Annotated in this window: 12 protein-coding genes; 8 read left to right on the forward strand and 4 right to left on the reverse strand. The window is 68.9% G+C overall.

The window, feature by feature from the left end:
• The 5 genes from ACE026_RS16425 to mdtD all read left to right on the forward strand — a co-directional run bounded on the left by ACE026_RS16425 (position 1) and on the right by mdtD (position 5,034).
• A complete protein-coding gene (locus ACE026_RS16425; protein WP_455947241.1) occupies positions 1–543 on the forward strand; it encodes a shikimate kinase in 543 nt (180 codons plus the stop codon).
• Positions 540–1,649 (forward strand): 3-dehydroquinate synthase, encoded by a 1,110-nt coding sequence (gene aroB / locus ACE026_RS16430; protein WP_486039929.1) that lies wholly within the window; start codon positions 540–542, stop codon positions 1,647–1,649. The genes ACE026_RS16425 and aroB overlap by 4 nt, the downstream gene beginning before the upstream one ends.
• Positions 1,650–1,719: 70 nt before the next feature.
• Positions 1,720–1,971, forward strand: coding sequence for a WGR domain-containing protein (locus ACE026_RS16435; RefSeq protein ID WP_486039930.1), 252 nt, complete (start codon positions 1,720–1,722; stop codon positions 1,969–1,971).
• 77 nt (positions 1,972–2,048) lie between these two features.
• Positions 2,049–3,122, forward strand: coding sequence for a uroporphyrinogen decarboxylase (hemE, locus tag ACE026_RS16440; protein ID WP_486039931.1), 1,074 nt, complete (start codon positions 2,049–2,051; stop codon positions 3,120–3,122).
• Between the two features lie 508 nt (positions 3,123–3,630).
• Complete coding sequence (gene mdtD, locus ACE026_RS16445; protein WP_152151972.1) at positions 3,631–5,034, forward strand: multidrug transporter subunit MdtD; 1,404 nt, start codon at positions 3,631–3,633, stop codon at positions 5,032–5,034.
• Positions 5,035–5,072: 38 nt separating this feature from the next.
• On the opposite strand, the gene ACE026_RS16450 is transcribed toward mdtD, so the two are convergent.
• From ACE026_RS16450 to ACE026_RS16465, 4 genes are all read right to left on the reverse strand, one after another.
• On the reverse strand, positions 5,073–8,603 hold the full coding sequence (locus ACE026_RS16450; protein ID WP_486039932.1) for a sensor histidine kinase: 3,531 nt from the start codon (positions 8,601–8,603) through the stop codon (positions 5,073–5,075).
• A 32-nt stretch (positions 8,604–8,635) separates the two neighbouring features.
• Positions 8,636–12,118: a response regulator gene (locus ACE026_RS16455; protein WP_486039933.1), complete on the reverse strand. Its 3,483-nt coding sequence runs from the start codon at positions 12,116–12,118 to the stop codon at positions 8,636–8,638.
• A 29-nt stretch (positions 12,119–12,147) separates the two neighbouring features.
• Positions 12,148–15,636 (reverse strand): hybrid sensor histidine kinase/response regulator, encoded by a 3,489-nt coding sequence (locus tag ACE026_RS16460; RefSeq protein ID WP_486039935.1) that lies wholly within the window; start codon positions 15,634–15,636, stop codon positions 12,148–12,150.
• A gap of 207 nt (positions 15,637–15,843) precedes the next feature.
• Positions 15,844–19,392 (reverse strand): hybrid sensor histidine kinase/response regulator, encoded by a 3,549-nt coding sequence (locus ACE026_RS16465; RefSeq protein WP_486039937.1) that lies wholly within the window; start codon positions 19,390–19,392, stop codon positions 15,844–15,846.
• 195 nt (positions 19,393–19,587) lie between these two features.
• Here ACE026_RS16465 and ACE026_RS16470 point away from each other — a divergent pair, with 195 nt between their 5' ends.
• Genes ACE026_RS16470 through ACE026_RS16480 form a run of 3 tightly spaced genes read left to right on the forward strand, consistent with a single transcriptional unit; the run spans position 19,588 to position 21,439 of the window.
• Entirely contained in the window at positions 19,588–20,301 is a 714-nt protein-coding gene (locus ACE026_RS16470) for a YceI family protein (RefSeq protein ID WP_486040002.1), read from the forward strand.
• Positions 20,298–20,870, forward strand: a complete 573-nt coding sequence (locus tag ACE026_RS16475) for a cytochrome b (RefSeq protein WP_346468312.1) — start codon at positions 20,298–20,300, stop codon at positions 20,868–20,870. Before ACE026_RS16470 ends, ACE026_RS16475 begins: the two co-directional genes overlap by 4 nt.
• A 2-nt stretch (positions 20,871–20,872) precedes the next feature.
• Positions 20,873–21,439 carry a YceI family protein gene (locus ACE026_RS16480; protein WP_121038945.1) on the forward strand — a complete coding sequence of 189 codons (567 nt, stop codon included), beginning with the start codon at positions 20,873–20,875 and terminating at the stop codon, positions 21,437–21,439.
• Positions 21,440–21,502: the final 63 nt, after the last annotated feature.

Consider the following 21,502-nt stretch of genomic DNA (forward strand, 5'->3'; position numbering starts at 1 on the left):
ATGAATCCCGCGCCGAACCTCATCCTGATTGGCCCGATGGGCGCCGGCAAAACCTGTATCGGGCGCCGGCTGGCCGAGCGCTTCACGCTGGACTTCGTGGATGCCGACCAGGCCATCGTGGACAGCACCGGGGCCAGCATTCCGGCGATCTTCGAACACTCCGGGGAGGCCGGCTTCCGCCAGCACGAGCGCCAGGTCCTGCACGCCCTGCTGGACGGCCACGGTCAGCTGATTTCCACCGGCGGTGGCGCGGTGCTGGATCCGGACAACCGCGCGGCGATCGCCCGCCGGGGTTTCGTGGTCTACCTGCGGGTCAGCGTGCCGGCCCAGCTGGAGCGGCTGGCCCGTGACCGCGGCCGCCCGCTGCTGCAGCGGCCGGACCGCGAACAGGTCCTGCACGACATGGCCGCCGCCCGCGACCCGCTCTACCAGGGCCTGGCCGATCTCACCCTGGATACCGATCTCTACACGCCCGCCGAGGCCACCGCGCAGCTGGTGCTGCGCCTGGCCGCGCAGTGGCAGCGACAGGAAACACCTGAATGACCCCCTCCCCGCGCACCGTTGCCGTCAGCGGCGACACCCCCTACACCATCCACATCGGCCCGGGCCTGCTTGGCCAGGGCGAGCTGCTGGCCCGCCATGTGCGCGGCCGCCATGTGCTGCTGCTCAGCGATTCCTCGGTAGCGCCGCTGTATCTGGCCGGGGTGACATCGGCGCTGCGCGCCGCGCGCCCGGACCTGCTGATCGGTGAGCTGGTGCTGCCGGCCGGCGAAGCCTCCAAGACCTTGGCCCACTTCGGCGATGCGATCACCGCACTGGCCACCCTCGGCGCCACCCGCGATGCCTGCGTGATGGCGCTCGGTGGCGGCGTTGCCGGCGATCTGGCCGGCTTCGCAGCCGCCTGCTGGATGCGCGGCGTGGACTGCGTGCAGCTGCCTACCTCACTGCTGGCGATGGTCGACTCTTCAGTCGGCGGCAAAACCGCAGTGGACATTCCCGAAGGCAAGAACCTGGTCGGCGCCTTCCACCCGCCGCGCGCCGTCATCGCCGATACCGCCGCCCTGCGTACCCTGCCGCCGCGCGAGCTGCGGGCCGGCCTGGCCGAGGTGATCAAGTACGGCGCGATCCGCGATCCGCTGTTCTTCCAGTGGCTGCAGGCCGAACACGCCGCGCTGCTGGCCGGCGATGACACCGCGCTGGCCCAGGCCATCGCGCGCAGCTGCGAGCACAAGGCCGAGATCGTGGCGCGCGATCCGCTGGAAAAAGGCGAGCGCGCCCTGCTCAACCTCGGCCACACCTTTGGCCACGCGATCGAAACCGAACAGGGCTACGGCGCGCCGGGCAACGACAACCTCAACCATGGCGAAGCCGTCGCGGTCGGCATGGTCCTGGCCGCGCGCCTGTCGGCCCAGCTGGGCATGAGCGGGGACGCCGACACCGACCAGCTGCGCGAGCTGCTGCTGCGCTACGAACTGCCGGTCGCCATTCCGGCGGGCCTGCAGCCCGAAGCCCTGCTGGCCCGGATGCGGCTGGACAAGAAGAACGTTGCCGGCCGGCTGCGCCTGGTGCTGTGGCGCGGGATCGGCCGCGCCGAAGTGGTCGCCAACGTCGACGAGGCCGACGTGCTGCGCGTGCTTGCCGCCGGCTGAGCCTGCGACGTTCCGCCGCACCTGCCCGCCGCTGACGGCCGCCTGCGGCGTTCACGGCTACAATCGGGGCATGCGCGTCTTCCTGCACCAACACGCCCGCGGTGCCGATCAGGCCCGCTATCTCCAGCTCACCCTGCAACCGGACCTGTTCGGTGGCTGGGAGCTGCTGCTCGAGTCCGGCCCCATCGGCGGGCGCGGGCAACTGCGCCGCGAGCAGTACCTGCAGGAAGACCTGGCGCTGGCCGCGTTCGAGAAGGCGCGCGACGCGCACCTGCATCGCGGCTACGAAGTGACCTATACGAGCGGTGATCCGCCGCCCTGAGCGGCCATCGCACCGCCATCGTCCTACCGCCACAACCCCATTCGGCCCCGCGCCACCAGATCCCAAGGAAGCGTTCCGTGACCAGCCCCTCCCGCCATGATCGCCTGCTGCGCGCCCTGCGCCGCGAACCGGTGGACTGCACCCCCGTCTGGCTGATGCGCCAGGCCGGCCGCTACCTGCCCGAGTACCGCGCCACCCGCGCCAAGGCCGGCAGCTTCCTGGCGATGGCCAAGAACCCGGACATCGCCTGCGAAGTCACCCTGCAGCCGCTGCGCCGCTTCGACCTCGATGCCGCCATCCTGTTCTCGGACATCCTCACCATCCCCGACGCGATGGGCCTGGAGCTGTACTTCGTCGAAGGCGAAGGCCCGAAGTTCCGCCACCCGGTCCGCGACGCGGCCGCCATCGCCAAGCTGGCGGTGCCGGACATGGAAACCGACCTGCGCTACGTGATGGACGCCGTGCGCGTGATCCGCCGCGAACTCGATGGCAGCGTGCCCCTGATCGGCTTCTCCGGCAGCCCGTGGACGCTGGCCTGCTACATGGTGGAAGGCGGCGGCAGCAAGGACTTCGCCCGCATCAAGGCGATGGCCCTGAACGAACCGGCCGCCCTGCACCAGCTGCTCTCGGTCGTCACCGACGCGGTGATCGCCTACCTCGCCGCCCAGCGCGCGGCCGGCGCCCAGGTGCTGCAGGTCTTCGACACCTGGGGCGGCGTACTCAGCCCGACCATGTACCGCGAATTCTCCCTGCGCTACCTGACCCGCATCGCCCAGGAACTCGAACGCGGTGAAGGGGCCGAACGCACCCCGCTGATCCTGTTCGGCAAAGGCACCGGCCTGCACCTCGGCGCCCTCGCCGACACCGGCGCCGACGCCCTCGGCGTCGACTGGACCCTGGACCTCGCCGACGCCGTCGCCCGCACCGGCGGCCGCGTCGCCCTGCAGGGCAACCTCGACCCCACCACCCTGTACGGCAATCCCGCCGCCATCGAACGCGCCGCCGGGCTCGTTCTGGACAGCTACGCCCAAGGCAACGGAGGCTCCCGCGAAGGCCACGTCTTCAACCTCGGCCACGGCATGTCGCCCGACATGAACCCCGACCATGTCCAGGTCCTGGTGGAAGCTGTACACCGCTTGAGCCGACGCTGATCGCCGCTGGTGGATAGCCGGCCAGCGGCCGGCACTACCCCGGGCATGGCCGGCGAAGCACGCGTTCTGCATCCAGGACGCGTGCGCTCGTTTCCCCCCTCGAGACGACGGAAGCATCCCATCGAGTGCTTGATCGGCCCCGATCATTGCCGCGCTGCGCGCGGCCATCCACGCATGGCGTGGATTTACCCATGTCATTCCCGGCATCACGTCCATTCCCGGCAATCAAGACAAGCGTGTGATCGCCTGCATTTTCCGTGGCAGCCAACCAACTGTCATGGGTGTGGCACGGGTGGGTTGGCGGGACCATGAGCGCCATGGATGGCGCGACATGAGCCTCCATGGACGGATTTACGGCGTGTCCCGCCGACCCACCCGTGCCGCACCCTCTCCGGGACACCGACCGCACCAATGCTTCGGCTTCGGCTTCGGCTTCGGCGTCAGCTCTTGACCACACCCTGATCCCACATCGGCGATCATATCGCCCTCGTTGACGAAGGCCCGCACCATGACGACCAGCAGCTACGCCTCGATCCGGCCCCTGTTGTGGCTCGTATCGCTGGCCATCTTCATGCAGATGCTGGACTCCACCATCGTCAACACCGCCCTGCCTGCCATGGCCCGCAGCCTTGGCGAAAGCCCGCTGCAGATGCAGTCCGTCGTTTTCAGCTACGCCCTCGCCGTGGCCACGTTCATCCCGGCCTCCGGCTGGATCGCCGACCGCTTCGGTACACGGCGCACCTTCCTCGTCGCCATCATCCTGTTCACCCTGGGCTCGCTCGCCTGCGCCCTCGCCCAGACCCTGCACCAGCTCGTCGGTGCGCGCGTCCTGCAGGGCATCGGCGGCGCCATGCTGCTGCCGGTCGGCCGCCTGGCCGTCATGCGCTCGGTCTCGCGCGAAGAGTTCCTGCGCGCCATGAGCTTCATCGCCATTCCCGCCCTGATCGGCCCGCTGATCGGCCCCACCCTGGGCGGCTGGCTGGTAGAAGTCGCCTCGTGGCACTGGGTGTTCCTGATCAACCTCCCGATCGGCATCATCGGCTATGTCGCGGCCATGAAAATCATGCCTGACCACTACGCCGAGCACCGCACCCGCTTCGATATGGCCGGCTACCTCATGCTGGCCTTCGGCATGGTTGTTCTCTCTCTCGCGCTGGACGGCATCTCGGGCATGGCGACACCGCATGCGCTGGTCATGCTCATGACCGTCGCCGGCCTCGCCGCGCTCGTCGGCTACTGGCTGCATGCGGCCAACTCCACCGCGCCGCTGTTCTCGCTCGCGCTGTTCCATGTGCCGAGCTACCGCATCGGCATCCTCGGCAACCTGTTCTCGCGCATCGGCAGCAGTGCCATGCCGCTGCTGATCCCGTTGCTGCTGCAAGTCGGCATGGGGATGAGCCCGATGAACGCCGGCCTGTTGATGATCCCCGTCGCCGCCGCCGGCATGGTCTCCAAGCGCTACGCCGTCAAACTCGTCGAACGCTTCGGCTACCGCCGCGTGCTGATGGTCAACACCGTGCTGGTCGGCTTGGCGATGGCCAGCTTCATCTTCATGACCCCTGGCCAGCATCTGTGGATCCGCATCGTCCAGCTGGCACTGTTCGGCGCGGTCAACTCGCTGCAGTTCACCGTCATGAACACCGTCACCCTGCGCGATCTGGATCGCGACTTCGCCAGTGCCGGCAACAGCCTGCTCTCGATGGTGATGATGCTCGCCACCGGCTTCGGTGCCGCGGCAGCGGGCAGTCTGCTTGCGGCCTTCAACCACCTCGATGCCTCGCACGGCGCAACCGCCGCGCTGCACGCCACCTTCGTCTGCGTCGGCGCGATCACGCTGACTTCCACACTGATCTTCTGGCAGCTGCCTGACACCAGGCCGTCGCCGCGGGATGTCGAAGAGGTCGCCGAGTAACGGCAGGCACGCACCGTCAGCGGACCAACGGTCCGCTGCTAGCGGGCGGCGTGCAACACGCGCGCGATTGCCTCCACCAGCAGATCGCCGGTCACCGGCTTGCGCAGGAACGCATCGAAGCCGGCCTGGCGTGCCTGCTGCTCGATCGAGGGATCCGTTCGCGCCGTCACCGCGATCAACGGCATCTCGAATCCCTGGCTGCGCAGATGCTCGGCCAGCGCGATGCCGCCCAGCCCGGGCAGATCCAGATCCATCAGCACCACCTCGAACGGCGCCTCGCTGACCTCGCGCAACGCCGACAACGCGTGCTCGGCGTGTACCACCTCATGCCCGCGCGCCGACAACAACCCGCTGACTACCTCGGCCACCGTCAGATCGTCCTCCACCAGCAGGATCCGCAACGGTGGCAATACCCATTGCTCGCCTTCGTCCGCCCCACTCGCGTTGCTCGTCCCGGCCTCCAGCGGCAACGGCAGCGTCACCGTGAACCGCGTGCCCACGCCGAGCTGGCTCTGCACGCCGATCTGCCCCTGCATGGCCAGTGCCAGTTCGCGACAGATCGCCAGGCCCAGCCCGCTGCCGCCGTACTGAGCGGCAGTGCGCGCGCCATCGGCCTGCTCGAAGCGACGGAACAAGCGCTCCTGCTGATCGGCGCTGATGCCCGGCCCAGTATCGGAGACTTCGATGTGCAGCCCGCGGCCAGGCGTGATCGCCCGCAGCGTCAGGCGTACTTCGCCGTGGCTGGTGAATTTGACCGCGTTGCCCAGCAGATTGAGCAGGATCTGACGCACACGCAGTTCGTCGCCGATGGTGCGCGTGCCGGGCGATACCGTGTTGTCGACCACGAACCGCAGCCCCTTCTGTTCGGCCAGTGCCGCCATCAACGCACACACATCGCCGATCGGCCGCTGCAACGGGAAGGACTGCGCCTGCAGTTCCAGCCGCCCCGATTCGATCCGGGCCAGGTCGAGCGCATCATTGACCAGGTGCAGCAGATGCTCGCCGGCATGCCGGATCGACTCGGTGTAGCCGCGCTGCTGCGCGTTCAACGGCGAGGACAGCAAGAGCTCGCTCATGCCCAGCACCCCGGTCATCGGCGTGCGCACTTCATGCCCCAGATTGGCCAGAAAGCGCGTCTTGGCCATCGAGGCCTGTTCGGCGAGTTCCTGCTTCTGCAGCGCCAGCTGATAGGCATGCCGGCGCTGCAGCCGGCGCCGGTACAACCAGGCGAACAGGCTGAGCAGCAACAGCACCGCCGAGGTCAGCAGCAACAGCCCGGACAGGCTGCGCCACCACGGTGGCAGCACGCGGAACTCCAGTACCTGCACCCGCGACCAGATATGGTCGGCCGAGCGTGCCTGTACCTCCAACCGGTAACGGCCCGGTGGCAGACGCGAGAACAGGCGCTCACCGCCCGGCCCCACTTCAACCCAGTCCGGATCGTAGCCAGCCAGGCGGTAGCGATAGTTGTTGGAGGTGGAATCGGCGAAGGACAGCAGCCGCGCCACGATCCGCAGGTCGCGATCACCGTCGGCGATGTCCAGCGGCACCGCATGGGTCAGGTCCAGCACGCGCTCGCCGCGGCGCACCTCCACCCGCTCGATCACCAGCGGTGCACGGCGGGTCGCCGGCTTGACCAGCGCAGGATCGAACACCACCACGCCGGCTGGCGTGCCGCCGACGATGCGTCCGCTCGGCGTCAACGTCAGTGTGCGGCGGCGGAACTCCTGGCTGGGCAGGCCATCGTGCACGCCGTACTGGCGCACGCTGCCGGCCTCCGGATCGACCCGCACCAGCCCGCGCGCATTGGCTGCCCAGACCACACCCTGACGATCCACGACCAAGCCGGTCGCGTTGATCGCCGGGTAGCCCGCACTGCTGCCGATCACTTCCTGCAGGGTCAGCCGATCGCCCTGCCAGGCGTAATGCGAGAGCTTGCCTTCCTCGGACAGCCACACCGTGTCATCGCCGGCCAGCGCCATGGCATGGACACCCGCTGCGGGTCCCCCCGGCAAGGGCTCGAACCGCGAACGCGCCGCCACCCACTGCAGCAGGCCCTGGCCGGTGGCCACCCACAGCCGATCCTCCGGGCCACACCGGATATCCAACACGTTCTGCCCCGTGCTCAGCCCGGCATGGCCCAGTGCCACCCGGTGCAGCACGCGCCCCTCCAGATCGCGCTGCTGCAGGCCATTGGCCGATGCGGTCCACAAGCGCTGGCCGTCGCAGATCGCCAAGGATTCGATCGCGCCGTCCATCGCCGCATCGACCGCGGCATCGCGCCCCCAGCGCCGTATGCGCTTCTGCCTGGGGTCGTAGCGCAACAGCGCATCCCAGGAGCCGATCCAGACCTGACCGCGTGGATCTTCCAGCACCGACTGCAGCCACTGCGTGCCGTCCACCCAGGTCCGGTGCTGTTCGATCTTCCCGCTGACCGGATCGAACTTGTCCAGCGCGCCATGCGTGCCCACCGTCCACACGCCCCCGTCGGCGGCCGCGCCCATGCCCAGTACATACGCGTTGCGCAGCGATGCCGGGTCATCTTCCAACCGCGACAGCACCGAGAACTGCCACCAGCGCGGCAGCAGGTGCCACAGGCCGCCGTTGGTGCTGGCCAGCCAGATGCCGCCTTCGCGATCTTCGTAGGCACCGGTCCAGTTCGGCCGCACCTGCCCACGCGCGATCGCGCTGTACAGCGGCACCTGCTGGAACTGACCGTCCATGGCGCGGCCGAGGCCGGAGCGGGTGTCGAGCCAATACCCCCCCTGCTCGTCGCGCAGCATCATGCCCAGGATCTGATCGCCTTCGGCCACCGCCCAGGGCGCCGGCTCGAAGCGACCGTCCGGCCGGCGTACCGTCACCCCGGCATTGCTGTTGATCCACAGGCTGCCGTCCGCCTCGGCGGTGAGCCCGTTGATGACACGCGCCGGCAGCTGCTCGCTGGGCACGAGCTCGAAATCCTGGCCGGTCCAGCGGGCCAGCCCGGCCTGCGAGCCGATCCACAACGTCCCATCGAGCGTGGTGGTCAGTGAGCCGACCGATGCGGCCGGCAGACTGCGCGGATTGCCGGGCTCGGGCATGAAGCGGGTGAGCGTACCGTCGCGCTCCAGCCGATGCAGGCCCCCTTGATAGGTACCGAACCAGATCGCACCGTCCGGCGTGGACGCCACACTCCAGATCGTGTTGCTGCCGATCTCCGGATGGCTGTCGCGGTCGTAGAAGCGGATCTCGCGACGATCGGCCGACATCATCGCCAGGCCGGCGCTCTCGGTGCCGATCCACAACTGATTGCGTGCATCCACGTGCACGCTCCAGACATGGTTGTCGCGCAGGCCGTCCTCGGCGCGCCAGATGCGGTAATTGCGACCGTCGTAGCGGGCCAGGCCGTCGTTGGTGGCGATCCACAGATAGCCGTAACGATCCTCGGCCATGCGGTTGACTGTATTGGATGGCAGCCCGTCGAACACGGTGAGCTGCCGCGGCGTCGGCGGTACTGGCTGCGCCGACGCAAGCGACGGCCAAAGCACACACAGGCCGATCAGCAGCGGCCACAGCACACGCAACACCAATGGCTCTCCCGGGTCTGTCCGTGGATTCACTGCTAGCGCCCGGAACGGGCCTGTCGTCCCTGACCCCCCCGGTCGTCGGGCAACGCCCCGCATAGTAAACCGTTCCCCGCGCCGGCACGATCCACGCGCGGCGGCATGACCCGCTGCATGGCCGCATCGAGCGCCTCGCCCTGAAGCGGTTTGTGCACCAGGCCATCCCCTCCCGCGGCAGTCACCTGTGCCTCCAGGTCCGGATCCCGACGGGCCGTGAGCACCAGCACCGGCAGACGCTGGCCCTGCTGACGCAGCAGCCGCAGCAGGGACAATCCGTCCATGCCGGGCAGGTCCAGGTCCAACACCATCAACTGCGTGCCGGGGCGGGCCAGCGCGGTCAGTGCCGCCAGTGCGTGTTGCGCATGGGCTACGCGGTGGCCGCGCAGGCGCAGCAGCCCGGTCACGACCTCGGCGACCAGCGGATCGTCCTCGACCAGCAGCACCTGCAGGGCGTCATGATCAACCGTCGCTGCCGCATCCATGCCCGAGGGGGGCGCTGCGCAGTCGGCCAGCGGCACGCTCAGCACGGCCTGCCAACGATGATCAGGCAACTGCAGCACGTGCAGCCTTCCCTGCATGGCGCTGGCCAGCACCTCGACATCGGCCAGCACGTCACGCACCACGGCCAGCGCGGGTGAGGGACACGCACCCGGCGTTGCAATCACGTCCAGCAGCAGGCCCGAGCGGCCGGGCAGCCAGGCGACGCGCAAGCTCATCAGGGTGGCGCCGATCTGCATGGCAAGGCCCCGCGTCAGCAGGTCCATCGCCTCGCGCAACCGCTGCGGATCGCCCTCGGCACAGGCGCCGGGCGGCACCGGGGGGCCCAGCGACAACCGACACCCCTGCGCCGCCAGACGGGCGGCGAGTGTCGCCTCCAGTTCGACCAGCCACGGGCCGACGGCAAAACGGCGCTGCTCCAGCCGCACTTTCCCGGCCTGCAGCCTGGCGGTCTCCAGCGCCTCATCAACCACCTGCAGCAACGCACGCCCCCCCTGCTGGATGCGCATCACCTGTTCGTGCGCATCTGCGGGCAGCGGCACTGCCAACAGCAGCTCACTCATGCCGAGAACACCGGTCAGCGGCGTCCGTACTTCGTGGCCGAGCGTGGCGAGATACTGCGCCTTGGCCTGCGCGGCATGTTCGGCGCGCGCCTGCCGACGCGCCGCCGCGCGCCAGGCATTTGTCCGCCGCCGTCGGCGCCGGAGCCACCACACCAGCAGTGCTGCACTGCCGCCGGCGAGCAGCCAGAGCAACGCCCATGCGCCCGGGTGGGCCCAACCGCTGTAGGCCACCTGCAGGTGCATCTGCTGCAGCGGCGTCCACTGTCCATCCGCACCGCGCGCCTGGAACTCCAGCACATGCCCGCCGGCAGGCAGGCGTGGAAAGCCGCGCGTACCGCGCTGCCCGGCGCGGACCCACTCCGGGTCCTGCCCGCGCAGCCGGAACCGGTAGTCGGCCATCCCGTGCTGGCCACCGGAAAGCAGGCGCGCCGACAACTGGATATCGCGATCATCAGCATTGAGCCGCAGCGGATTGGCGGCGGGCAGTTCGATCCAGCGCCGCTGGCGACGCACCTGCACCCGGTCGATCACCAGCAACGAAGGCGCCGTCGCCGCCACCATGCCGACCGGATCCAGTGCGAGCACATCGCCGGCCAGATCCATCGCCAACAGATGGCCGCGTACCGCGAGCATGCCGGTAGCGAAGACCATCGCTGGCAGGCCATCGTCGGCTGTGTACAGCCGGGCACTGCGGCGGTCGGGCGCCAGCCGTACCACGCCACGCGCGGTAGTGGCCCACATCGCGCCATCATCGGCATCGGCCATGCCACGCGCCTGTGCCCTCGGCAGCCCCTGCGCCGCGTCGACCCGGTTGGACGGGTGCAGGCGGGCTGCGTCGGGGCGGTAGACGGACCACCCATCCGCATCCGCCGCCCAGAGCTCGCCGTCGGCCGCCAGATGCAGCGCTCCGATCGCGCGGCGGCGGCTGCCCGGGACAGACGCGAAGCGACGATACCCGGGGTGCCACTGTTTGAGCCCCTCGCGGTCACCGAGCCACGCCTGGCCGGCGGAGTCGCACTCCAGAACAAACGCAGTGGCTCCCGGGCGCAGGCCTGCCGCTTCGTACGTGGTGCTGTCCAGGAGGCGACCGTCGCCCGCGCGCTGCTCCAACCGCCCATTGCCCGCCAGCCACAGGCGGTCGCCACAGGCCAACAAGGCGCTCCCTGCCGGCGCTGCCGACCCGCCCCCCTCTGCGCCCACGCGCCACTGCTGCCGATTCCCCAGCGCCGGTTCGATACGGGTCAGCCAGGGTGCTGCGAACACCCAGACCACGCCCTGCGCATCCTCGACCACCTTGTGGTGATCAGCACGCGCTGGATCCTGCGCGTAGGACCACACGGCCTGCGAAAATCCGTGCACCGGCGAGAGCTTGCCCAGTCTCCCGCCGCGCACCCACCACGCCTGCCCATCTGCCGCGCGGGCCAGCCCGCCCGGTGCAGCGGCGGCCGGATCGCCCGGCGCCGTGAAGCGCTCCAGGTGCCGCCACTGCGCCCCCAGCCGCCACACGCCCTGATGTTGACCAAGCAACCACACCCGCCCCTGCCGATCTTCGATCGCGCGCATGATGCGCGGCAGGCTGCGCCCGTGGAGGTGGGGCAGCTTGATTGCGTGCCGGTCATGTCCGTCCTGATCCTGCCACCACAACTGCCCGTCTTCGGCGAACCAGTCTCCACCGGCCCGGCTGGAGCCGAGCCAACGGGCCCGTTCGCGCAGTGATGATTGCGGCTGCAAAGACGGCAACTGCCGCACCTCCGTGCCATCGGCGGTGCTCGAGCGCAGCCGGCCCTGCGCATCCAGCCCCAGCGCAGTGACGGCCAGGACGGACGCCCCCAGCATTGCCGGCGTCTGGACGCGATCGCCGTGCCACCGCGCCAGACCGGCGGCACTGCCGATCCATACCCCCCCCTGCGGATCGGCTGCGAGGTGGTCCACGCGTACCGACGGCAGGCCTCCGGCACTGGGCAGGTACTGGCGCAGCCGCTGATCGAGGCCGAGCCGGAACAGCCCGGCGTCGCGGGTGCCAAACCAGACGCTGCCGTCGCCCATGGGCTGGATCGCCAGTACCGGGCTGGACGCCGTAGCCGGTGTGGCCGCCCCGGCCCACCTGGCGAGCTGCTGGCGATCCGCCGACAGACGCTGCAACGTGCCGTTCGCAGTGCCAAGCCACAGCTGGTCACTGGCATCCAGCGCCATGCTGCGCACGTCATTGTCGGCAAGCCCGTGTTCCATCCGCCACACGCGGAAGCCACTGCCGTCATAGCGGGCCAGCCCATCACCGGTCGCGAACCAGAGATAGCCCTGGCGGTCCTCCACGATCTGATGGACCACATTGGAGGGCAGTCCATCCACGGTTGTCATTCGTGCGCCGTGGCTCGACAACGCCAGCGCCGGCAGCACCGGCAGCAGCCAGCACAGCAGCACGCACAGGCACCTGTCCCGCAGCCTGTGCCTCATGCGATGCGCCGGCATCGGGCCAGGCCATCGGCCAGCGCCCTCCGGCTGACCGGCAGGCGCAGGAACACATCGAAGCCGGCCGCGATGGACTCGCGCTGGGCACCCGTATCCGCGCGCGGGGTCAGTGCGATCCGAGGCACACCCGGCCAGCGCCGCGACAACCGCGTGCCCGCCCGCTCACCGTCCACCCAAAGCGCTGGATCAACCACGATCACATCCCAGCATGCGGCATCGCCCGGGGTGAGCGGCATCTCATCGAGGCCACGTACATGCAGCGCGGAATGGCCAAGCGATGCCAGCAATGCCGGCAACACATCGGCGACGACCGGCAACGGATGAACCACCAGCACGCACAGCGGCCCGGCACCGTCGGTTTCAGCGCGCGCGGACACCAGGACGCTTCCAGGCGTGGCATCACTGCGCGGCAGCGGCAGGCAAACCTGGAAGCAGGCGCCCTCACCAGGAGCGCTGGTCACCGTGATGTCGCCGCCCATCGCCACCGCCAGATCGCGGGAGATGGACAGGCCCAGACCACTGCCGCCATAGCGAGCGGCCGTCTGTGCACCGTCGGCCTGTTCGAAGCGTTGGAACAGGCGTCGGCATTGCCCAAGGGTCATGCCAGGGCCGGTATCGACCACCCGCAGCACCACGCCCTCGCCCTCTTCTCCCCACTGCGCCTCGAGCCGGACGGTGCCCTGCGCGGTGAACTTCAACGCGTTGCTCAACAGATTGAGCAGGATCTGGCGCAGGCGGCGTGCGTCGCCGATGAACCAGGCCGACGCCGGCACGGTGCTGCACCACTCCAGCACCAGCGCCTTCCCCTGCGCGAGCGGCAACAACAGCGCATGAAGTTCTTCGATCAACGGCTGCAGCGCGAAGGGGGCCGGCTGCAACTGCAACTGCCCCGCTTCGATGCTGGCCATGTCCAGCGCATCATCCATCAGCCGCAGCAGGTGTTCGCCTGCGTAGTGCAGGCTGGTGATGCGGTTGCGCTCCTGGGCAGCGAGCGGGGCGTGCAGCAGCAGCTCGCTCCAGCCCAGGACCGCAGTCATCGGCACGCGGATACGTGCGCCCAGCGCCGTCAGAAAGCGGGTGCGCTGCACGGATGCGCGCTCGGCATGCTGCTGCCGGGCGCGCAGCCAACGCCAACGCCGCTGCCGCCGGCGCCGCGCTTGATAGCCCCATCCCCCCAGCCACAGCACGCCGATCGCCGAGGCAGCAGCAGTCCACCTCGCCGGCGGCGTCTGCCACCACGCCGGCGCGACCTGCAACGCCACGCGGCGAGTCGGCGACCATCCTCCATCGCCTTGACGGGCCTGTACCTCCAGCGTCTGCAGACCGACCGGAAGCCGTTCGAACACGCGCAGCCCCGCAGTGCCGCCTTCCTGCCAATCCGCATCGTGCCCCTTCAACCGGAACCGGTAGCGCACATGCGATGGCTCACCGCCAGTGAGCAGGCGCGCGGCCACACGGACATGCCGATCCGCACCGGAAAGCGGCACCGGCCCGGCACCCACCGGCAGCGTGACCTGTACCTTGCCGCGCCGCGCGGTAATCGCATGGACCACCAACCCCGGTGGCCGCGCCGGACGCAGCACGGCCACCGGATCGAACAGCAGCAGGCCACCCTCGTGCGCTGCAGCGACCATCCGATCCCCGGCAGTGCGCACCAGAAGGCGTGGCAGCACGTCATGCACCGGCAGGCCATCGTCGCTCCCGAAGCGGCGTACGCCCCCTTCATGCGGATCAACCCGGATCAGGCCACGCGCATCGCCTGCCCATGCGATGCCGCGCGCATCCACCACCAGGGCGCGTGCAAGCAGTTGCGGGTACCCATGCACGGGGCCAAAACTGTGCGTCTTGCGCAGCTGCTGTCCATCCCACCGATAGCGGCGCAGCACCCCCGGGCCGCTGATCCAATAGTGACCATCATCGCCGCGTGCGATCGCGCCCACCTCGTCTCGGGGCGCACCATCGACGGAAGCGAAGCGTTCCTGTGCCGGCAACCAGCGTTTCACGCCACTGCGATCGGATGCCCACAACACACCGTCCCCGGCACACAGCAGTCGCGGGCCATGCATCGTGGGCGCCAGACCGAGTGTCTGGGGCACGGCGGAGAACTGCAGCGCGCCATCGGCATCGCGTCGCTGGATCCGATCAGCACGGGCCAGCCAAAGCGAGCCATCGGGGCAGGCCTGCAGATCCACCGCACCCGCGCCGCCCTCCCACCCCAGCAGCCAGTGTCGTAACTGGCCCGTATCAGGCACATAGCGGGACAACGTGTTGCCGCTGGTGACCCATACGTTGCCACGGTGATCTTCGGTGATGCCCACGGCACCGGTGCGCAGACGTACCGGGCGGTAGTCGAAACGGCTGTCACTGTGCCCGGTGCGCACGTCCACGCGCTGCACGCGCCCGCTGTCGCCAGCTACCCATACCCGCTCGCCATGGGCGGGCGCCAGCGCCAGTACGTGGTCGCCATCCAGCCCCGGCCAACCGTCACGGGCGGCAGGCAGCAGGGTGAACTGCCGCCAGCGCGCGGACAGGTGCCACAGCCCCTGATCGCGGCCGAGCCACCACAACCCACCGACTCTATCTTCCAGTGCTTGACCGATGTCGGCGGCCTGGAGCGTGCCGCCATCAGAACCGCGCAACCGCACCGGCTGTGGCGCCTGCCCGCGCACATGACGCCGCAAGCCCGCCGGCCCGCCCGTCCACAGCTCTCCCTCCGTGCTGCGCAGCAGCGGCATCGCCTGGCGTGCCGGCAACGGCAGCAACGTGCCCATGCCATTCCAGCGATGCACGCCCTGTGATGTACGTGCCCATACGCCACCATCGGGGTCGGGCCAGAGTGATTGAACGTCGCCAAGGTCGCCGCTTGGAAGCGGCAGGACGAGAAAACGGTCGCCATCCTGGCGCAGGGCGCCGTGCGGCGTACCGACCCAGATAGCGCCGTCGCGATCGTTGATCACGCCATTGACCTGGCGCACGGCAATGCCGTTCGCCTGAAGCGGTATGACCTGCCAACGACCCTCCGGTTGCCGTGCGAACAGCCCATCGGCGCGCGTGCCGACCCACAGCACGCCATCGGGGGTGCTGGTGATGTGCCGGATCCCGGTACGCGGCAGCACCACCGCCCCGTCACCGGTCACACTCTGGATCACGCGGCGGTCAGCGGAGACCTTGACCAGTCCCTGCGAGGCGGTCGCCAACCAGAGCCGATCCCGTGCATCGACGTGCAGCGCGCGCACGTCCACATCCGGCAGCCCCTGCTCGCGGCGCCACGCACGGAAGCGATGGCCGTCGAAGCGCAGCAGGCCATCATCGCTGGCGAACCACAGGTAACCATCGCGGTCTTCGCCGACGGCACGGATGGCCGAGGTCGGCAGTGCGTCCGCGGCGCCCAGCAGCCGCGGCCATGGCAAGGTGACCAGGGTGCCCGCGACGGCAAGCATCGGCAGCCACAGCACGACTCCCAGTATCACTGCTGCCCAGCGCCTGCCCCATGGTGCAGATCGGCCTCCTGCCACACGTACCCCGACCGTTCTCCGCTGCTTGAACAGCACCGTATGTCGACACCGTGCGAAAAGGGCCGATCAGGCCGGGACTGCGTCACACCTTGATCAATGAATTTTCTGATCAAAAACGAATCTTCAAAGCACGCCGACAATCGCTGCCACGCGTGTGGGCGATCAGTACCGGGATGACTTGCCCGCACGCGCCTGCGCGATGGCGTCGACCAGCATGTCACCGGTCACCGGCTTGCGCAGGAACCCATTGAACCCGGCGGCCAGCACCTGCTGCTCGGCATAGGCATCCGAGCGTGCGGTTACCGCGATCAACGGCAGCTCATAGCCCATTGCGCGCAGCTGTCCGGCAATGGCAATACCATCCAGCGCCGGCAGGTCCAGATCGAGCAACCCGACATCGAAGCTCCCCGCAGCGACTTCGGACAATGCCGCCAATCCGTGCAGCACATGCACCACGTCATGCCCACGGGTGCGCAGCAGCCCGGCGATCACATCGGCCACGGTGGCATCGTCCTCCACCAGCAGGATGCGCAGGGGCGGCAGCTGCGTGCGCGTCTCCAGGCCGGTTTCACCCGACGCCGCAACCGGCTGCACGGTCCACGGCAGCGGCAGTTCGACGGAGAAGCGGGCGCCATCGCCCAGCCGGCTGTCGATCCGGATGTGGCCGCCCATCGCCACCGCCAGTTCCTGGCAGATCGCCAGGCCCAGGCCGCTGCCGCCATAACGCGATGCAGTGCGGGGGCCATCGGCCTGTTCGAAGCGGTGGAACAACCGCTCCTGCTGGTCCTGGTTGATGCCTGGCCCCGTATCGGAGACCTCGAAGATGATCGCGCGACCGCCGTCGAGCAGCTCGACACCGAGCCCGACGTGGCCGTGATCAGTGAACTTGATCGCGTTGCCGAGCAGGTTCATCAGGATCTGGCGCACGCGCATCTCGTCGCCACTGACCTGCACCGGACCGGGCAGGTTGAAGCTGCGCTCGAAGGCCAGGCCACGGTGATGGGCCATGGGTTCCATCAGAGCCTCGACCTGGTCCAGCAACGACATCAGATCGAACGGCCGCAGATCCAGTTCCAGTCGCCCAGCCTCGATGCGGGCAAGATCCAGCGCATCGTTGACCAGCCGCAGCAGATGTTTGCCGGCATGCTGGATCGAGCCGGCGTAGCCGCGCTGCACATCATCCAGCGAGGTGGAGAGCAGCAGTTCGCTCATGCCCAGCACACCGGTCATCGGCGTGCGCACTTCATGCCCCAGCGTGGCCAGGAACCGGCTCTTGGCCTGGGAGGCCTGCTCGGCCAACTGCTGCTTGTGCACCGTCAACTGCCACTGCTGGCGGCGGCGCAGCCGCGCGCGCGCGACATACGCCAGCGCGGCGACCCCGATCAGACCGAGCAGCACGTAGCCCACGATCGCCCAGCCACTGCGCCACCACGGCGGGCGCACCTCCAGCTCCAGGGTACGGGGCGGCGTCCAAGCGCCCTGCGGGGTCGCCGCCTGCACCTCGATACGGTAATTTCCGGACGGCAGGCGCGACAGCAGGCGCTCGCCGTCGGCCGCCTGCATCACCCAGTTCTGGTCATAGCCGGAGACCCGGTAGCGGTAGCGGTTGCCGTGCGGGTTGGCGAATGAAAGCAGACGCGCGGACACGATCAGATCGCGGTCCTGCGGCCCCAGCACGATCGGTGCCTGCGTCGGCAGCATCTGCTGCCCTTCGGCATCGTCGCGGCGGACCTGCACGCTGTCGATCACCAGCTGCGATGGCGGCAACAGCATGTCCGCCGCATCCGGATCGAAGCCGACCAACCCGGGCGCGGTCACTGCCAGGACGCGACCGTCGCGCGCCTGCACCGGCGGGCGGTTGCTGAACTCCACATCCGGCAGCCCGTCGCGTTCGCCATACAAGCGCAGCCGACGCTCGGCGCCCTGCCAGCAGATCAACCCACGCGGTGTGGTTGCCCAGACCTGCCCGTGACTGCCCAGCGCGAGCCCGCCCATCGATACAGCGGGCATGCCCTGGGCAGCGCCGACACGTTCGCGCAGGCTCATGCTCAGCCCATCCCAGCGGTAGCGCTCCAGCGCGCCCTGACGTGCCAGCCACAGTTCATCCGGGCCGGTCCAGGCCGCATCGTAGATGCTGCCGCGGGAAATGCCCGGCACCTGCTCGAAGCGACCATTGCGCCACCGCATCAGGCCCATGCTGTCGCCCATCACCCAGAGCTGCCCACGCGGATCGAACACCATCTGTTCGACCGGGTTCTCGGTCAGCCCGCGGTGCTGGTCATTGCGGATGGTATCGAGCACGTTGCCCCGGGCATCCCGACGCTGGATACCGAAGTTCATGATCGACAGCCACAGGTCGCCATTGGGCGCCTGGCGGATCAGATCGATGCGTTGGCGCACATCCGCGCCACCACCGATCTTCCACTCGCGCAGCGAGCGCGTGGCGGGCTGGTAGAGGCTCAATCGACCGGCGCGCCCGATCCACACCGCACCATCTTCGCGCGGCAGCAGCGACCACGCCGCGCCCACTCCGATCTGTTTGTCGTCGGCGATCTGGCGCAGCTGGCCCTGCGCATCCAGCGTATAGAGGCCGTGCGCACCGGAGATGTAATACGTATCGCCCAGCGCTGCCGCGCCGAGCAGATAGACGCTGTCCAATGGCTTGCCGTCGAGCTGGTACCAGCTGGAGAAGCGCTTCCAGTCTGGCGGCAGATACGCCAGACCCTGGGTCAGCATCGCTACCCACAGCCCGCCTTCGTGGTCCTGCAGCATGTCCAGCACGCCGCTGCGCGCGGTCAGGAAGCCACTGCCGGCGTCGCCGGCGAGCAGCCGCACCGCGCGCGCATCGCCGCGGTACAGGCCATCAGCCGTGCCCAGCCAATAGCCGCCATTGCGGTCATGGATGACCGTGGCCGCACGCACATCGGCACTGAGCGTCCAGGGTGCGGGCCGGACCTGATCATCGGCACCGATCTGGAACAGCCCACCTTCGGTGCCCGCCCAGACCGTGCCATCAGGCTCACGGGTGAGGCGGAACACGCTTTTCCCACCGAGCAGGGCCGGCGCGATACGGGTAAAGCGATCACCATCCCAACGGGCAACGCCATTGGAGGTGCCTACCCATACACGCCCTTGCGGATCGGCCAACAGACTGTAGATGGTGTTGTCGGGCAGGCTGCGCGGATCGTCCGGCTCGGCCTGGTACCTGACCAGCGTCCCGTCCTCGCTGCGGCGGCAGATGCCGTGCTGATTGGTGCCGATCCACAGCGATTGCGCGGCATAGGCCAGCGACCAGAACTGGCCCTCGCACGCGGCATTGAGCTCGGGGAACCGCGCGAACGCGCTGCGGTCGGGGCCGAGCATGCTCAGGCCAACCCCATTGCTGCCCACCCAGACCCGGTCCTGTGGATCGACGAGCAGGGTTTCCACTTCGTTGCCGGGCAGCGAGCCGGGCACGTCTGGATCATGCCGCCACACCCGCAGGCCGACGCCGTCCACGCGAGCCAGGCCATCATCGGTACCGGCCCAGATATAGCCCTGGCGATCCTGGGCCAGCGCCAGCACCATGCGCGACGGCATGCCCTCGGCCGCGCCCAGACGGCGCAAGCGTGGCGTTTCTGCCGATGTCCCTGCGGCTTCCAACACTGGCGGCACTGCACACAACCACAGCCCCAACAGCACGATGCCTGCACCCCAGCGGCGCGTGCTCATCGATCCGGTCTCCCTGTTGGTGCGGATTGTCACACAGCGATCAGGACGGTGTCCGCATTCTGAGCCGGCTGTCGTGGATGGAACGGGCTGTTTCCGCCCTGGGCGGGCGAGGCAGCACAGGCGGGCGGCGCTGTTGTCGGCCGCACCACGATCTGTTGCAGCCATGACGCTGCATCCGATGACATGGCTGTGCGTATGATCGCCCCAGACCCTGATGGAGGCTGCGCCGTGCTCAAGCGCCTGACACTTTCCCTGCTGCTGGCCGCCACCCCGCTGCTCGCCACTGCCGCGCCCGACCGCTATCGGCTGGATCCGGTGCACACACGCGTGTTGTTTGCGGTGGAGCATGCCGGCTTCTCGCAGGCGTTGGGTACGGTGTCGGGCAGCGAAGGCGTGCTGGTGTTCGATCCGGAGGACTGGCCAAGCGCGCGGCTGGAGGTCAGCGTGCCGATCCAGCGGCTGGACCTGGGCGATGCCAAATGGAATACCGCCACGCTGGCGCGCAACCTGCTGGATGGCGAGCGCTTCCCCGAGGCGCGGTTCGTCTCCACGCATGTCGAGCCCATTGATCCGACCCACGCCAACGTTACCGGCCAGCTCACCGTACGGGGGGTGACCCGCGAGGTCACTCTGGCCGTCACCCTCAATGCGCTCAAGCGCCATCCACTGCCGCCGTTCCGCCGTACCGCCGGCTTCTCGGCCACCGCCACACTCAGCCGCAGCGCCTTCGGTGTGGATGGCTGGGCCTCGATGATCGGCGATGAGGTGCAGCTGCGGATCGAGGCCGAAGCCGTGCGTGATCGCAACGCCGACGATCCTGCCGATACCGCCCCCGCCGATGCGCCGGGAACTCCCGCCGCTCCGGCCGACTCAGATACCCCACAGCCGGTCCAGGAGACCACGCCATGACCGCCAAGAACACCCCGACCCGATGGGGCGGCGTCAGCCAGACCCTGCACTGGCTGATCGCCGTACTGATCCTCGCCCTGGGCATCGTCGGGCTGACCATGGGCGAACTGCCCAGGACCCCGAAGTACTTCTGGGTCTACACCATGCACAAATCCATCGGCATCACCGTACTGGCCCTGGTGGTGACCCGGCTGCTGTGGCGCCTGTATGCCGGCGCACCACACCCGGTGCCGGGCACGCCGACGTGGCAGGAGCGCATCGCCTCGGCAACCCATTGGCTGCTGTACGTGCTGATGTTCGCCATTCCGCTGTCGGGCTGGCTGTACGACTCGGCCAGCGGCCTGCGCCCGTTCCGCTGGTTCGGCCTGGTCGATGTGCCCAAGCTGAGCCCGCCGGACGAACGCGTCACCCAGATCTCGCACGCCATCCATGAGTGGGGCTTCTGGCTGCTGATCGCCGTGGTCGTGGCCCATGCCGGCGCCGCGCTTTACCACCATTTTTACCAACGCGATGCCACGCTTGCGCGCATGCTTCCGCAGCGCTGGCTTGCCTCCCCCCAGAAGGATTGACCATGAACATCAAGCTCACCTCCCCCGCCGCGGTCGCCGCCGCCCTGGCCGGCCTGCTGGCCACCGCCCCGGTGCTGGCCGCCGACTACGTGCAGGCACCCGGTTCGGTGCTGGCCTTTGCCACCAAGTACGACGGTGAAGTGTTCACCGGCACCTTCCCGGGCTTCGATACCAAGCTCAGCTTCGATCCGGCCAAGCTGGACGATGCCAAGCTGGAAGTGACCATTCCGCTGGCCGGTGCGAAGAGTGGCAACAGCGACCGCGATTCGACCCTGCAGGGCGCGGACTTCTTCAACGTGGGCAAGTTCGCCCAGGCCAAGTACAGCGCCACCAAGTTCCGCTCGCTGGGCAACAACCAGTACGCGGCCGACGGCACGCTGGAGCTGCGTGGTGTGAGCAAGCCGGTCACCCTGACCTTCACCTGGACCCCGGGGGCGCAGCCGGTGCTGGCCGGCAAGGCGACGGTCAAACGCCTGGACTTCGGCGTGGGCGGGGGTGATTGGGCCGATACCAAGACCATCCCGAACGAGACCGCGATCAGCACGAAGGTGGTCCTGAAGGCGAAGTAACGTCAGATGGCGGTAGGGCCCGGGGGGGGGGGGGGGGGGGGGGGGGGGGGGGGGGGGGGGGGG

The sequence above is a fragment of the Stenotrophomonas sp. AGC87 genome, assembly GCF_057333975.1.